This window comes from Paenibacillus marchantiophytorum (assembly GCF_014640555.1).
GTDB classification, from domain to species: Bacteria; Bacillota; Bacilli; order Paenibacillales; family NBRC-103111; genus Paenibacillus_E; species Paenibacillus_E marchantiophytorum.
Window position 1 is genome coordinate 77,781 of sequence record NZ_BMHE01000018.1, and the last position, 13,467, is coordinate 91,247.

Annotated in this window: 16 protein-coding genes; 6 read left to right on the plus strand and 10 right to left on the minus strand. The window is 38.7% G+C overall.

Going from position 1 to position 13,467, the window contains the following annotated elements; all coding sequences use genetic code 11:
* Nucleotides 1-422: 422 nt before the first annotated feature.
* Both IEY34_RS37320 and IEY34_RS36460 read right to left on the minus strand, forming a co-directional pair.
* Nucleotides 423-545, minus strand: coding sequence for a hypothetical protein (locus tag IEY34_RS37320; RefSeq protein WP_268240140.1), 123 nt, complete (start codon nucleotides 543-545; stop codon nucleotides 423-425).
* Between the two features lie 77 nt (nucleotides 546-622).
* On the minus strand, nucleotides 623-889 hold the full coding sequence (locus tag IEY34_RS36460; protein ID WP_194455257.1) for a hypothetical protein: 267 nt from the start codon (nucleotides 887-889) through the stop codon (nucleotides 623-625).
* Between the two features lie 230 nt (nucleotides 890-1,119).
* Between IEY34_RS36460 and IEY34_RS17980 the strand changes: the two genes are divergently transcribed.
* Nucleotides 1,120-1,476 carry a hypothetical protein gene (locus IEY34_RS17980; RefSeq protein WP_189013653.1) on the plus strand — a complete coding sequence of 119 codons (357 nt, stop codon included), beginning with the start codon at nucleotides 1,120-1,122 and terminating at the stop codon, nucleotides 1,474-1,476.
* A gap of 202 nt (nucleotides 1,477-1,678) precedes the next feature.
* On the opposite strand, the gene IEY34_RS17985 is transcribed toward IEY34_RS17980, so the two are convergent.
* From IEY34_RS17985 to IEY34_RS18000, 5 genes are all read right to left on the minus strand, one after another.
* The gene (locus tag IEY34_RS17985) at nucleotides 1,679-2,539 is read right to left on the minus strand and encodes a DNA adenine methylase (protein ID WP_189013655.1); all 861 of its coding nucleotides are present in this window, start codon (nucleotides 2,537-2,539) and stop codon (nucleotides 1,679-1,681) included.
* Between the two features lie 116 nt (nucleotides 2,540-2,655).
* A complete protein-coding gene (locus tag IEY34_RS17990; protein ID WP_189013657.1) occupies nucleotides 2,656-4,467 on the minus strand; it encodes an ICP22 family protein in 1,812 nt (603 codons plus the stop codon).
* 282 nt (nucleotides 4,468-4,749) lie between these two features.
* A complete protein-coding gene (locus IEY34_RS37325; protein ID WP_268240141.1) occupies nucleotides 4,750-4,872 on the minus strand; it encodes a hypothetical protein in 123 nt (40 codons plus the stop codon).
* 390 nt (nucleotides 4,873-5,262) lie between these two features.
* Entirely contained in the window at nucleotides 5,263-6,447 is a 1,185-nt protein-coding gene (locus IEY34_RS17995; protein ID WP_189013659.1) for a helix-turn-helix domain-containing protein, read from the minus strand.
* A 27-nt stretch (nucleotides 6,448-6,474) separates the two neighbouring features.
* Nucleotides 6,475-7,236, minus strand: a complete 762-nt coding sequence (locus tag IEY34_RS18000) for a DUF5986 family protein (RefSeq protein ID WP_189013661.1) — start codon at nucleotides 7,234-7,236, stop codon at nucleotides 6,475-6,477.
* Between the two features lie 330 nt (nucleotides 7,237-7,566).
* On the opposite strand from IEY34_RS18000, the gene IEY34_RS18005 reads away from it, so the two are divergent.
* On the plus strand, nucleotides 7,567-7,842 hold the full coding sequence (locus IEY34_RS18005; protein WP_189013664.1) for a hypothetical protein: 276 nt from the start codon (nucleotides 7,567-7,569) through the stop codon (nucleotides 7,840-7,842).
* A gap of 29 nt (nucleotides 7,843-7,871) precedes the next feature.
* Here IEY34_RS18005 and IEY34_RS18010 read toward each other — a convergent pair whose 3' ends face one another.
* Entirely contained in the window at nucleotides 7,872-8,213 is a 342-nt protein-coding gene (locus IEY34_RS18010) for a helix-turn-helix domain-containing protein (protein WP_189013666.1), read from the minus strand.
* A gap of 314 nt (nucleotides 8,214-8,527) precedes the next feature.
* Here IEY34_RS18010 and IEY34_RS18015 point away from each other — a divergent pair, with 314 nt between their 5' ends.
* The 4 genes from IEY34_RS18015 (at nucleotide 8,528) to IEY34_RS18030 (ending at nucleotide 11,509) form a co-directional block, all read left to right on the plus strand.
* A complete protein-coding gene (locus tag IEY34_RS18015; protein ID WP_189013668.1) occupies nucleotides 8,528-8,782 on the plus strand; it encodes a hypothetical protein in 255 nt (84 codons plus the stop codon).
* Between the two features lie 239 nt (nucleotides 8,783-9,021).
* The gene (locus IEY34_RS18020; RefSeq protein ID WP_189013670.1) at nucleotides 9,022-10,122 is read left to right on the plus strand and encodes a DUF2628 domain-containing protein; all 1,101 of its coding nucleotides are present in this window, start codon (nucleotides 9,022-9,024) and stop codon (nucleotides 10,120-10,122) included.
* 61 nt (nucleotides 10,123-10,183) lie between these two features.
* Complete coding sequence (locus IEY34_RS18025) at nucleotides 10,184-10,621, plus strand: group I intron-associated PD-(D/E)XK endonuclease (protein WP_189013672.1); 438 nt, start codon at nucleotides 10,184-10,186, stop codon at nucleotides 10,619-10,621.
* 15 nt (nucleotides 10,622-10,636) lie between these two features.
* Entirely contained in the window at nucleotides 10,637-11,509 is an 873-nt protein-coding gene (locus IEY34_RS18030; protein WP_189013675.1) for an alpha/beta fold hydrolase, read from the plus strand.
* Nucleotides 11,510-11,648: 139 nt separating this feature from the next.
* Here the strand turns inward: IEY34_RS18030 and IEY34_RS37330 are convergent, their stop codons facing one another.
* Together IEY34_RS37330 and IEY34_RS18035 are read right to left on the minus strand one after the other, a co-directional pair.
* Entirely contained in the window at nucleotides 11,649-11,771 is a 123-nt protein-coding gene (locus tag IEY34_RS37330) for a hypothetical protein (protein WP_268240142.1), read from the minus strand.
* Between the two features lie 77 nt (nucleotides 11,772-11,848).
* Nucleotides 11,849-13,219: a hypothetical protein gene (locus tag IEY34_RS18035; RefSeq protein WP_189013677.1), complete on the minus strand. Its 1,371-nt coding sequence runs from the start codon at nucleotides 13,217-13,219 to the stop codon at nucleotides 11,849-11,851.
* Between the last annotated feature and the right edge of the window lie 248 nt (nucleotides 13,220-13,467).

Genomic DNA, 13,467 nt, shown 5'->3' on the forward strand with positions numbered 1-13,467 from the left:
CCTACGATCAAATAACTAGCACGTCCAGACCATTAGATCCCCTGCGTAATATACCAATTTATGTACTGAGTGCAGGGCAGAAGGCATTCCTATCAGACACAATGAAGGTCTGGAATGACATGCAAAAAGATATCGAAAGCCTTCCGACAACACTACTCTAGTTATAGACAAGAAGTCTGGGCATTATCTCATGCGTGATGATCCTGAAATGACTATCAATGCGATCAATAACGTACTCGACCGAATCAAGTTACAACAGCAGAAGACCAAAGAATCCAATTAGAGCTTTGACGATACTGCAAGTTGCTACCAAAAAAACCCTCAAATCTGCGGGAGTCATTTCTCCTTGTTTACAGATTACAAAGCGATTTTTGACCTAAAAGATGATAGGCGGGGTTTCCGAAAAAGCCCCGCCGCTCTGTTCAATCCTTCTCGAAACCTTGTTCCTCAACCGTTGGTGACTCTCCCAATTGAATTTGTTCCAGTACAATATCCGCTAACAACTCCACAAATGTATGATAGTTCTGATCATCTTCACGTACCACGAAAGCCAACTCCTTTACCCGTTCTATATAAATAAAGCGAGTAAGGGTAAAATCGACTCCCAATTCGGCCTACAAAATTACAACGAGCATGTTAAGCGGAACTCATAGAACTGCTTCAATGCATCAGTCCATTCCATCAGATCATCTTGAAGCTTAGGATCAGCTTCGATTTTCTTGAAAACTTCTTGAAAACGTACGTATTCGTCATTCCATTTTTCCTGTGCTTGGTTTGCTTCGAACCACAACCGAAAATCTGTCTGCGTCCATACATAATACGGCGAGAACGAATCCCAATCCTTACGAAGAATTGTCTGTTTATAACCTTGCTTATTCTCCTCGGACATCCTCTCTGTGCGTTCCTGCATAGTATCCACAGCTTGAACGATTCCGAATTGTATTTCTTCCCACTCTGACCGTTGCTCTTTACTCAATAGCTTGTTAAGGACGCGTTCAAAATGCTGCTGCCATGTATCATGATCGGCTTGAGGCTCCACAGCTTGTAGACGATGTATGTGCGTCAATGAATAACAAGTAGAATGTGGATAAGACGCCGCTTAAAGAGGAATTAAAGCTTGTGGATAAAGAGCTCGTTGATATTGACCGTAAAAAGGACAAGTACTTCAAGTTGTTCGAGGATGACATATTAACAAGTCAGTCTTTGAAAGAGAAATTGGCTGATATCGACAAGGGTAAGTATCAGTTACAAAAGAGGAAGGTAGAAATAGAAAGTCAGATAAACGAGAACAATACTGGGACGGTATCCGCGGCGGTTGTGAAGGGTATTTTAGGGGAGTTTGTAAAACTGTTCTATAAGTTGAGTAGTGAGCAACGGAAGCAACTTGTACATACTGTGATTAAGCGCATTACGGTATCAGAGGATAGAAAAATCGATATGATCGAATTGAAGTTTGATGAATACATAAATCAATAAACCTTTGGTGAGTGGTTGTAATGATTAGCTTTCTGCACTCACTGGAATCGTAATTTCAGGGCCCCCTTTAGGGTACCCTTGAAAAGGAGTTCTGGGAATCGAGGCTTGGCGGAGGAAATCCACGATTTGCTACGGCGTGGAACGACAAGCTACACTTGATGTGTAATAAAACAGGATGGCCATTTATATTGACCACCCTGTTTTATTCACTGAATTGGACCTTATCGAAAGAAGCTACAATGGTATTAGGATTATGAAACAAAAATTCTTTTTCTTTCCGCTTTCTGTTTGCTGAGTATTGAAGTTGGTATATTTTTGTCGGTACGTCGTTATACATCTCAGCAATATTTTCATTATAATCATAAGTAGTTATCCACTTACTATCAATAATATCTTTAATTGCATGGGATAGTTCCTCATGGTCTTCATGGTTATAAAAATTAGTATATAGATTCTTTCCCTGCTTGTAATAAGGTGGGTCAAAGAAGACAAAAAGTTGCTCTGGAGGATGCATAGGTAAGATATTATTAATAAAATATACTGCATCATGGTTATAGAGACTAATTCTCTCTCTCAAAGCTGAAATACGTCTAACTTTATTTATTAAGTCTACTTTATTGAACCTGCAATCTAAAGAATAATCACCTTCGTCGTCCCTACTAATAGGCCCTCCCTTTATTATGCCAGACCGATTTGTCCGATTCAAAAAGAAAGTGGCAAAGCCCACTTCCAAGATACTATGATTTCCCTGGTTATTATAGATTCCCTTTTGTCTTTCCCACTCATCAATATCTATCGGAGTATTTTCAACTAACTCAATAAATACATCTGTGTCATGAAGCATACTATACCAAAAATTATATATAGCAGTATCAAAATCATTTATAATGATTGATTCCACGTTCTCTTTCAAAAGCAACTCTACTGCTAACCCTGCTCCACCTGCAAAAGGCTCAACATAAATTGGGTGTGCAATATTATTCTGTTCTATAGTATTTCTGACGAATTTATATAGTTGTGTTTTCCCCCCTGGATAACGAAGTGGGGAAAGTGTAATTGGCAATTGAGTCCCTCCTTTTATTGCATGGTAGCAAACAGCTAGAAAATTCTTAAGCATATTACTTCCTAGCAACAGGATTTACTGTAAAAGACAATGCATCTGACATGTAATTGCCCTAATCAAATTTTTTCTAACTTAATATGATTATTTAAATTTTCTATCATGTTCTTTACAAATAACCTCCATCTTCGCTCGATGTCCCATAAAATATCAGGCGACGGTAAATTATACTTGCCATGTGTAATGGAGTTTAACTCGTCATGATCCTTTTTTCCAAAAGCTACATTTATGGTTCTTTGATAATTTTGATTGATATTTTGTAATGATCTATTGCTTACGCAATAATTCAATAAATCAGTTATAGAAGGGTCCTTTTCCGGCTTCTTCCACTCATTAAAAAGTTGATTTTTCATTAAATACTCTTGTAATGTACATTCTAATAAAGTTCGAGTCAAATATGTTGCACTTAGAGTAAAGGTAGAAACTCTTAATCTATGCAGTTCGTAGAGGGACCTCTTAATGCCAGGATGTTCTCCATGATACACAATACCCTGAAACAAGTAAGAGATATTTTCAGGCTTATGCTGCTTTAAGTTATCTAACGGATTTGGCTGTGATATAGGAGTCGATTGCAGAATTAGTTGATCTCCCTGGCCGCCTTCTTCCTCAAGTTGTCTGGAGACAGGCTCCTCTACTTCTGGGCCATCTTCTGGCTTGACTAGTCCTTCTACTTCTTCTAGGCCATCTTCTGGCTTGATTGGTCCTTCTACTTCTGGGCTATCTTCTGGCATGATTAGTCCTTCTACTTCTTCTGGACCATCTTCTGGCTTAATTGGTCCTTTTACTTCTTCTGGACCATCTTCTGACTTGACTAGTCCTTTTACTTCTTCTGGGCTATCTTCTGGCTTGATTAGTCCTTCTACTTCTTCTGGACCATCTTCTGGCTTAATTGGTCCTTTTACTTCTTCTGGACCATCTTCTGACTTGACTAGTCCTTTTACTTCTTCTGGGCCATCTTCTGGCTTGATTGGTCCTTCTACTTCTGGGCTATCTTCTGGCTTGATTAGTCCTTCTACTTCTTCTGGACCATCTTCTGGCTTAATTGGTCCCTCTACTTCTTCTGGGCTATCTTCTGATAACAAGCTTCTCCAATTCTCATTTTCGATAAAATACTTAGTATAGAAGCTTTCCCTATCTTCTTTGTAGTAAACATCACTTACAGTAACCTTTTTAGTTTTTATAAGATATAGAATATAATAAATCTTTTTTTCGCTATCACTATTAACCAACTTTATTTCAGGCAACTTTTTATCAACTATGACCCCTAAACGAGTTCTCAAATCAGGACTACTAAATATACGTTCCATTGTTGAAAGAGAACGTTCAACTTTAAGTATATTGTCTAAAAATTCAACTAAATAATTTTTATAATCATCATTCTTAAATCTATATTGAGCCTTAGAATCCCATGAGAGACGTCCAACGCCGTTATTCTCCCCAGTATGCTTGTTTTGAATTGTTCTCTTCATCAAAGATTCTTCCGAAGAATTATCATATATAACACAATCGACAGCTACAATCGGTTTATAATTGCAGTCTTTACTAATTTGTTTTATACGTTTTATTAATCGATCTCTATTTTCAATATCAATGGGTAAAAGCTCAGGAGTGTTCAGTAATTTTATACAGGTGACACGTCTGTTTCCATCCATTACTAAATATTTATTTAGTACTCCGCTCTCAATAACAATTATCCGCTCTGATATTTCAAAACCAAATTCCGCAATGGATTTCATCAGATTAAAAAGTTTTTTTTCATTTTTATTCTTGAATAGTATTTTTATTGCCGCTGCTTCATCTTCTTGAGATTCATCTCTGGGATTATCCTCATTTATGTGAAGATCATCAATTTCAATTAATTTTGGCCTCAATACAACTCTTCTCCTTCTAAATAGAAAATAGACCCCAAAGCTTGTTTCTATTATAAATAATAACACAAAATCAAAATTTTAATTGTTTTTATCGCAATTTTTGGAAATTATATGCCTTTACAAGTCTCTGTTTAATATAGACTAATCTTTAATGCCAAAACCGTTGCCGTTACTTATGATACGGTTCACCTCGTTTGGTGTATCGGCAACGATTTTTGTCCGTATATGTACCTTTATCCATAAAAAAAGAAGAGGGGTGATCAGTCCCTCTCCTTTTCTCGCTTATTGCAACAGCTTCTGAATTAGAATTAGCACTAGACCAGCAGTTACGTTGATCAGTACCCCAATCACAAACGGTGCTACAACATCAAGCTTCTTGCTTTTGCTCTTCCTGGTTTTTCTCATACGACCTCCGAGAGGTGTCGTACCGAGACTAGGCAGAACATAATCTCCTATGGCCTACTCAGCAGTTACAATAACTGCTTTTTAGCTTTTTATTACCATCCAATTGTTTCATATTCCTATTGACCGATCTTTCGGTCTTCTCCATCACTCATAGAGAGCGCTTAACCAAGTATGGCTTGGTTCTACATAACCCATTCTCAGGGCAATTCTCCTGACTCGTAAGTGAGTCATTCAGTTTAAAATGATCCACTAGCCTACGGACTGCCTCGTAGTTTAGTTTAGGGTGTTTAGCCCTATTTCTATTATATATTTTATAGACTGCATATTCAATAAATTCAGATACACCCTAAAGAGTTCATTTCCACTGCTGGCATTCTTCATTAGGATCAGCTAGCTTGTTATATCCCTTGATCTTGATTCAAGTTTATCTTTTATACTCACAATATTACCAGTGTACGAGATTTCAGTCTTTAAGTAGCCTTCTTCTAATCCTAGTAACTCTTCGACTTCTTCCCGTAACAAGCTTAGCCCGTAATGTTTAGACAGTTTTTGCATAAATCCGTCTCCAGAAATATAATCATTTTCAATTAATAATTCTATAGCTTGCTTCATAGAAACAGGGTCCCTCAGATCCTTTACATCATCCAGAGGTTCTTTTGTTCTCCAACCTTTATGACTTATAGATCGTTGCATATACTGATATGTTCCTTCGCTAATGGCCCCTAATTTATAGGCTCGCATAACCATTGCTCCAATAGATACACACCATTTTTTCTTAAGAAGCTTATAGTACATAAGATCATTTGGATGAATAGATACATCCCTCAAAAAGCTTTCCTTCGGTAGAAGAAACGCTGCTGCAAAATCATTTGCTTCCTGCTCAATTTGCTTAAACTCTTCCTTACTCAAATCATCAATATTCAAGTACGGATCATGCAAAACCTTATGCCCTAGTTCGTGGGCCACATCGAATTGACGTCTGTAAAAAGACTTTTTATCATTTCCTAGGACAATTGAGTAATACTGTTTCCCGCCTATCTCATGTTGAGATCCAAATGCGTCAATTGTCTTATTACCTAGCATCAATGAAGAAATAACAAAACCTTTAGTTTCAAGTAAGTAGATAATGTCTTTAACTGGTTTATCACCAAGAGACCAAGCATCTCTTACCTTTATAGAAATTTCTTCCACATTTTCTATGTCCCGATCTGAAAAATCCGGCACATCAAGTTCAGGAAAATCCACGTATTCTTCTAATAAAGCGCGAATAATAGTTAAGTACTTAACTCGATCATATTGCATCTCTCTTTCTTTTTTCCCTGTAGTCAGCAATGATCGAAAGTATGTGCTACCTGTTTTAACTTCAACGGAATTTTCATAAAAATACTCTTTAGGGAATTTCAAAATATTTGTTATAACTAACAGTGAATCTAAGGTAGGAACTGCTTTGTCATTTTCATACTTCGATATCATCTGCTTACTAACACCTAATTCATTAGCTAAGTCAGTAATGGTTAGGCCACGATAAATCCTTCCCTCTCTTAACCTGGAACCGTTAAACTGCCTTTGTATCATTAAAATTCCCCCTTGTATCGAGGAATGTTATCCTTTATCTTCCTCTTTAATATCTTTTTCATCCGATTTCTTCGTTGCAATTTCTTGATCAAAATGTTTCTTCCGTTTCTTAACCGACGGTTTGACTTTCGGTATAATATCTATGCTCTCCACAACATCTTCATTTAAAACAGCTAAATCGCTATATTCTTCCTTAGAAACATACATTGACCAATCAGCTTTATCGATTAATTCAAAATACCGATTAAATAACCGTGCTTCCACGCCTATCATTTTTTTATCAACTTCTTGAGCGATTACAAAGATTACCTGCTTAACTAAAGGATACTCTTCACCGAGTATTCTTTGTGCTTCCATAAGCCTTTTATTCTCATATTCATCTGTTAGTGTTTCAAACAAAACCATTTGTTGCGTGTCAAACTCTAAAGGCCCGCTATTTAGCGAAACAAACGCATGAAAGTAATGTATCTTATTTTTCCCAAAATTTTTTATCACTGTATCTATGTTCTTTTCCTTCGAAAAGATATATAGGCTACCTGTATTGAGATCTAAGGCGCAAATAAAAGTCCATATGCCCCCCCTTTTTCTAGTAAGAACAACCAAATCATTCTGTAGGGCCGCTTGTTTTATACGGTCAAATCGTATATCCCAGGAACCTCCATTCTTGAAGTTCCCCGTATCCATACCGTGCTCTTGCTTTATTTCATTTATGACGCCTTCTGTCCCCTCTGTAAAGGACCTAACTAATAATTCAGCCATAGATCCATTCAAACCTAGTTGATCTAGCATTAATAATCCACCTCCAAAGCATATCAATTTTAAATTAACTTAATGATACTACATTATAATATAAAAAGTAAACCTACTACTGTTTTATTTTATAATTTATCACCTTATCATAATACAACTAATACAGCCATGATAGATTATCAACATAATAGACATAGTCCACAACATTTTACATCCCCTCACAAAATTAACATACAAGTAGAGCAGATCTTTTTGGAAGGCTCAGCATCCCCCATATGTATTATTCGTCAATAACTTGAAAAAAAAAGTCTCTCTGCAAAAAAATGAACCCAGAAGCCGGAAATCATCGGATTCTGGGAGGTGAAGAAAGTGTCCAACATACTTGAAATACACGAACAGTTTGTCCTTGAAGAAGATCAACTAGTGAAACAAATCAATACGTGCAATGAGATCACAGCTACCATACTTGACCTGATGTACCAGCAAGCCCAATCGTTACATACCTTGACGGTTGAAGAAGTGCTTATGTCTATCCACCGTATCCAGCAAGACTTGCAAACCGAACTCTTGCATGCGCGGCTAGAAAAGACGGTTATGGCTTACAAGCATAGCCACGGTTTGCCACAAGATGATGTCTCTATATAAAGACACAGCCTCAATCTGCGAGATTGAGGCTACTTGTATTTCGACGCTTCCCAGTCGAAAACGTCCTTTATCATTTTCAATACCATTGCTTTGTCTTGCATGGAGCGGGTAGCCAGAAGTTCGTTAATCTGACTCAACTCGTCCTCCCGCTCCATAGGATCAATATAACGGAATAACTGCTCCATAGACACGTTGAGTCCAGCAGCGATCTTTTCTAGGCTCTCTATAGTCACATTCTTTTCGCCGCGCTCAACTTGTCCAATGTAATTTGTATGTAATCCAGCCAATTCACCAAGCTGCTCTTGGCTAAGGTTTTGTTCTTTTCTTATGTACCGTAAACGTTCACCAAGTTTTAATACAAGGTCAGTCAACGTAATCACCTCATTACAAGCTTAAATGAGGTAATTCAATTACTTAACACACTAAAGATGTTACTTGACTACCAGATAACATCAATAGATAATAAAAATATACAAAATCGAACTTATAGTAGTGAAGGAGTCATACATATGGAGACAAATGAAATCTTTGAACCCGGTCAAAAGATATATGTAATGGTAAACAACCTGCTAGAGCCAAAATTGAATGTACTGAGAAGTTTTCACCTCAATGGTTTGCCAGAGGGTTTGAAGTTGAGGAAATTAAAGGCGTACACATAAAAACTCGGCCATAGGAGGAATAAACCTTGTCGAATATTATCCAAATCACTAACAAACAAAATGGTAATAAGAAAAAAGCACAACAGCTATTCACTCAATACGGCTTTGACTTCGATACCGAACTAGAAACGGACATCGAGCAGCTACGCAAAAGCTGGAGCAAATCTGATGTAGAGATCAGCCGTGAAGAAGCAATACAAGTTGCTGCTGATTTTTACCGCAGGTACCCTGTACTAATGGAATATGTCCGAAACAGCGACTTAGTGCTGAAGGGGAACTAGGATTTCATACTATCTATTAAGAAAGGGATGATTCTGTGCACATAATACCAGATCCAGCTGGGAGATTTCCTAAAGGAATTATCAGCGTACACCGCACAGTGGAACCCGAAATGAACAGTAAAGAAGGCTATGACCTCGAAACTGGTTCTGACCACGGGTTTCATAGAAATGTTATGGAAGAAGAATCAACTAAAGATAATGAAAATACTAGAAATAATAGTCGAAAGGAATAAACTAGCATGTATTGTTCCAAGTGTAGCGCAGAACTCAATACGAACGCTTTGTTTTGTCATTCATGTGGCGCTTCGATTCAAAGTATTCTAGCTAAAGATGAGATTGCTGTAACCACCGCTGTCAATATTCCAGTCCATTCTTCATCAGGGCTCTTCTATGAAAATGAAGCAGATCAAACCCTAAGGGAATTATCCATCTTTGTAGGCAGAAAATCAGACTACTATCTGCCCAAGTGGTCCAAAATGATATCTCAAGGCAAAAACTTTAGCTGGAACTGGTCGGCTCTTTTGGTATGGCCTTTGTGGATGTGCTACAGAAAATTGTATACACAGCTTTTTAGTGTTTTGTTACTACAGATAATAGTATCTTTCTTCTTCTCTATTACCGCTTTTCGAGGAGTCGTTGCTATATGCGTAAATTTAGGTACTGCTATCCTTGTGGCTATCTTCGCCAATTACCTATACCTCATTTCAGCAACAAAGAAAATCAAGAAGATACACAAGAATATCCCCGCTAACATTGAGCAGGAATTAATAAAAAGCGGTGGCACAAGCAAACTTGCCGTATTTGTTGGTATTGTAGCCTTACTTGGCTGGTTTCTATTTTTACTGAGCTACGCAAACATGCAAACAACAAGTGAATTATCTCCTCCAGCTCAAGTCACAAAACCAGTTGCCCAACAGAAGTTGGACAAAATGAAATTTATGAACATCAATGAACAGGATATAATCGATATGCTTTCTTTCTACAAAAAAGACGGCTTAACAGAAGACAAGCCATTACCAGAAGCTTTAACTCACCAAAACTCCCTTTCTGCTGGTTTTTCAGTCGCACTATTCGGTAAGAGTACACATCAATTAACCCGCGCTGTCGCCAATATTGATATGAGTTCTGACGCGGCTGTCGTCTATACAGGACGATTTCTAAAAGGGCTATTCCATGAAGAGAAGGCATTGAAAGAAGCCATGGCTTGGACTTCTGCGCAACTGAAAGACCTCAAAAAAGGTAGCACAAATAAAGGAGAAATCTATATTGATGGTAAGTATCTTCAAATTATTAATTTGACCGTTAATGACGGTGTTGTACTTTCTATATCAGCAGAATAGTTAGAATGCTCTCAGTTGGATTACGAGTTTCATCAAAACACAATGGAAGGTTGGTACCCTTATGCTAAAACGATACACAAATGAAGCCAGTGAACCTATAGTATCCGCTATGCTTATTGAAAAAGGATTTGCTGTCTGTCGAAGCTCGTCTAAAGAAACTGGTTATCATTTGGCTGCCAGTAAAGATGGAGTTACTGTGCGTATACGCATTAGGCATCTACAATACGATGAAGACTTTAGCAACTCTCCTTCAGCTCATGAGGTATATAAAATTAAAGCATTCATTAATGGAAGGCACGATCCTTTCACTCTACAAAATGTCGATTTTGTAGTAGGTTACAATCCATACGATAATTCATTTGCCTGTGTCCCCGTCAATGTGTATGACAGCCAAGGCTCGGCGCGTATTTACAAAAATGAAAATATGCGACATGAATACTACAACTCATGGAATGAATTGGATCAATTCATAGAAATTCATACTCAAAATTCAAAGTGATGGTGGGTGTACGATATGAAGAAATGGATATCTTTAGCTTTGCCGATTATGATTGCCGCAGTGCTGACTGGCAGTGTGAATGCCGAACCTGATCGAGAAGGACTTCCCGATACTGTAGCCGGAAGTAAGGTAGATATTGGCGGGTTCAAAATGTGGGGACAAGTAAATGGAACTAAAAATACTGAACCAACTGTAGTGTTTGACCCTGGTTATGGTGACCAATACACTATTTGGACAGATACTGGCGTAGCAAGTGCAATATCCAAACGCACACAAACTGTCCTATACGACAGGGCTGGACTAGGTTGGAGTCAGCAAAGTGTGGGAGCGACGCACACCGCCCTAGATCAGGCTATTCAATTGCGTAAGCTGTTGAAGGGGTTGAAGGTTGATCCTCCATATGTCTTTGTCACACACGGTATTTCTGCTCTGAATGTACGAATGTATGCTGCCTTGTATCAAGATGAGGTTGCAGGTGTAGTGTTCCTAGACCCATCTCATGAGTACCAAGAGAATGCTCTATTTCCTGATGACATGGATGAAGTCAAAGAACGCTATAAGACTGAGATGGTAGAGGAAGGCGGTTATAATGAACTACTTCGTACCTACGATCAAATAACTAGCACGTCCAGACCATTAGATCCCCTGCGTAATATACCAATCTATGTACTGAGTGCAGGGCAGAAGGCATTTCTATCAGACACAATGAAGGTCTGGAATGACATGCAAAAAGATATCGAAAGCCTTTCCGACAACACTACTCTAATTGTAGACAAGAAGTCTGGGCATTATCTCATGCGTGATGATCCTAAAATGACTATTAATGCGATCAATAACGTACTCGACCGAATCAAGTTACAACAGCAGAAGACCAAAGAATCCAATTAGAGCTTTGACTATACTGCAAGTTGCTACCAAAAAAATCCTCAAATCTGCGGGAGTCATTTCTCCTTGTTTACAGATTTCAAAGCGATTTTTGACCTAAAAGATGATAGGCGGGGTTTCCGAAAAAGCCCCGCCGCTCTGTTCAATCCTTCTCGAAACCTTGTTCCTCAACCGTTGGTGACTCCCCCAATCGAATTTGTTCCAGTACAATATCCGCTAACAACTCCACAAATGTCTGATAGTTCTGATCATCTTCACGTACCACGAAAGCCAACTCCTTTACCCATTCTATATAAATAAAGCGAGTGAGGGTAAAATCGACTCCCAATTCGGCCTACAAAATTACAACGAGCATGTTAAGCGGAACTCATAGAACTGCTCCAATGCATCAGTCCATTTCATCAGATCATCTTGAAGCTTAGGATCAGCTTCGATTTTCTTGAAAACTTCTTGAAAACGTACGTATTCGTCATTCCATTTTTCCTGTGCTTGGTTTGCTTCGAACCACAACCGAAAATCTGTCTGCGTCCATACATAATACGGCGTGAACGAATCCCAATCCTTACGAAGAATTGTCTGTTTATAACCTTGCTTATTCTCCTCGGACATCCTCTCTGTGCGTTCCTGCATAGTATCCACAGCTTGAACGATTCTGAATTGTATTTCTTCCAACTCTGACCGTTGCTCTTTACTCAATAGCTTGTTAAGAACGCGTTCAAAATGCTGCTGCCAAGTATCATGATCGGCTTGAGGCTCCACAGTGACTTGATTCACCATTTGCCTTGCATTTTCGTCAGTTTCATGACTTTCCGATTCAATTTGTATGGTGGTGTTACCCGTTCCCAACTCTAACTCCGGCATAGCTCCCTTTATTGGGTCGTACAGGCGATTTACATGATAAACATTACCATTAAGCCACCATGTTACCAGTTTTAAGTCTGACAACTGATTGAGATAGCCTTCCAGCCTTTGGATAGCTCTCGGTCTATTCTGACCATCTTTGCTGTTCATCAATTGAAGCAGCTTGTCTTGTTTACGGTAAAAGTATGCATTCTGCATTGCCATGACCATGTAGAACAAACTTTTTGCACCATTGTCTAACTCTCGATAAGGAATGTCCCGGACAACAACAAAGTTACCACAGCATACATTATGTAAAAATGCTCTGCCCCATTCAGTATCAAAGTACAGAACATAGTCATTAACACGTTTTCCGCTTGCTGAATAACTTGTACCGAATTTGAATAAGTTGCCCGTAATAGGGCGTTTTTCTGCCCCACCACCTGACCTTACATGATAACCCGCTTCGATCCTTAAACTTTGCAGCTTTTTCAAGGAGCGGGATATCTGTTCAGTCGGTAAGTCATGCCTACTTACTTGAAGCAGTGAACGAATGCGCTCTGGCTTAATGACAGCCCACAAATCATCGTCTTCTGGCATTGGTGCATTTGAATTCCTAGAATCGTAACCATGCTCAAATACATAGTGCGTTACCACTGCACGTAAAACGTCCAAATCGGCCTGTGTAATATCCTCCACTTTGTTATCCAAAACTGGTCGATACATAGTGACGTTTGATCCGTTTAGAGCGTAGTAAGTTCGTACCGGCTCCAGTACTCCACGTGACAATCTTCCACGTAGTCCACTTAGACAGAGCGTATCCAATGCGCGTTCGCTGTAGATTACCCAGTTAGGACTTGCTGCCTCTTCCATATGCTCACCTCACACTCCCAGATTCATTGATTCCATGAAAAACCGCTCAATTCCCCCTCCGCTTAATTGACTCGTTCTCCATTCGAGGGAATTAAACGGAGAAACGAGGACATTAAGCGGATCATCGAGGAAGTTGAGCGGTAGAAAGAGGGAATTAAGCGGAAAAAATCCCCTTTTGGCATACTTGCGAGCCTATTGTTAACTGCTAAAAGAACTTAAAAAGAACCCTTAAAAGAATACTAAAAGAA